General features: G+C 61.4%; 3 protein-coding genes. All 3 read left to right on the forward strand.

What is annotated here, in order from left to right:
• Positions 1-679 (forward strand): serine hydroxymethyltransferase (locus AC1DWI_RS21865; RefSeq protein ID WP_477725756.1); only part of this gene is annotated, 679 nt, incomplete at its 5' end.
• Between the two features lie 100 nt (positions 680-779).
• The gene (nrdR, locus tag AC1DWI_RS21870) at positions 780-1,229 is read left to right on the forward strand and encodes a transcriptional regulator NrdR (protein ID WP_457280253.1); all 450 of its coding nucleotides are present in this window, start codon (positions 780-782) and stop codon (positions 1,227-1,229) included.
• Positions 1,230-1,425: 196 nt separating this feature from the next.
• Positions 1,426-1,735 (forward strand): GspH/FimT family pseudopilin (locus AC1DWI_RS21875; protein WP_477725757.1); only part of this gene is annotated, 310 nt, incomplete at its 3' end.

Raw genomic sequence — 1,735 nt, forward strand, 5'->3', positions numbered from 1 at the left:
GGCCAAGGCCGTTGGCGCGATCTTCATGGTCGACATCGCCCACTACGCCGGCCTGGTGGCTGCGGGCGTGTACCCCAACCCGGTGCCGCACGCCGACATCGTCACGTCGACCACACACAAGAGCCTGCGCGGCCCGCGTGGCGGCATCATCCTGATGAAGGCCGAACACGAAAAAGCCATCAACAGCGCCATCTTCCCCGGCCTGCAGGGCGGCCCGCTGATGCATGTGATTGCCGCCAAGGCCGTGGCCTTCAAGGAAGCCATGGCGCCCGAGTTCAAGGCTTACCAGCAGCAGGTCGTGAAGAACGCGCAGATCGTGGCCGACACCCTGACCCAGCGCGGCCTGCGCATCGTCAGCGGCCGCACCGAAAGCCACGTCATGCTGGTCGACCTGCGCGCCAAGGGCATCACCGGCAAGGAAGCCGAAGCCGTGCTGGGCAGCGCCCACATGACGATCAACAAGAACGCCATCCCGAACGACCCCGAAAAACCGATGGTCACCAGCGGCGTGCGCATCGGCACCCCGGCCATGACGACCCGCGGCTTCAAGGACGAAGAAGCGCGCATCACGGCCAACCTGATCGCCGACGTGCTGGATAACCCGCGCGACGCGGCCAACATCGAAGCGGTCCGTGCCAAGGTCCACGCCCTGACCAGCCGTTTCCCGGTCTACCGCTAACCATGACGGACAGCGCAGGCACTATGATTTTAATAGCTGCCTGCGCTCGTTCTGATTGGGCTGGAGGCCGATTTACGCCTTCAAATTCGAGCTGCCCATCATGAAATGCCCTTTTTGCGGCCACCTTGAAACCCAGGTCGTGGAGACGCGCGTGGGCGAAGATGCCGAATTCATACGCCGCCGCCGCCAGTGCGGCGCATGTGAAAAGCGCTTCACAACCTATGAGCGGCCCGATGTCACCTTCCCGTCCATCGTCAAGAAGGACGGCAGGCGCATCGAGTACAAGCGCAGCAAAGTCCTGGCGTCCCTGAACCTCGCGCTGCGCAAGCGGCCCGTCAGCACCGAGCAGGTCGACTCGGCGGTTGAACGCATCGAGGAAAAGCTCCTGAGCCTGGGGCTGCGGGAAGTGCCGTCCAACCGCATCGGCGAGCTCGTCATGCGTGAGCTCCGCAAGCTCGACAAGGTGGCCTATGTCCGCTTTGCGAGCGTTTACCGCAGCTTCGAGGATATTGACGAATTCAAGACCTTGGTGGACGAGGTCAGGCGGTAGAAATCGCTCCGGGTCCGGCAAAAACCCTACCCGCCACCAGATTAATGGTAGTCGGAGCCCGACAGCCGGAGCCTCGCCCGTCAACGGCGGTTCCTATACTCACGACATGCGAATGACCGTGTGCTCAACCTCCTTACGCCGCCCAGCCAAAGCGACCCCGCGCGCTTGCGACGCAGGCTTCACCATCATCGAAATCATGGTGACAGTTGCTGTTTTAGCCATGATTTTGGCCATAGGACTGCCTAATTTGAGGGAGTTCATGGTTCGAAACCAGGCAGGCGCCATTACGGCTGAATTTTCCAATGACGTCTCGCGTGCGAGGATTGAAGCGATCAGCAGAAACAATTGCGTCACCATCTGCATGTCGAGCAATACCTCCAATGCCCTTACCGGGGGCACCCCCACATGCGCAACGGCGGGGAGCAACTGGCAAGCCGGCTGGATAGTTTTTTCCAATCCCAGTTGCAGCGCCACACAAAACGACCCGACATCGGTCGGCTCGACAC

This window comes from Polaromonas sp. P3_C2, from assembly GCF_056402675.1.

What these genes read in the sequence shown, in the direction of transcription:
- nrdR (WP_457280253.1), top strand. Translation starts at nt 780, where the DNA reads ATGAAATGCCCTTTTTGCGGCCACCTTGAAACCCAGGTCGTGGAGACG.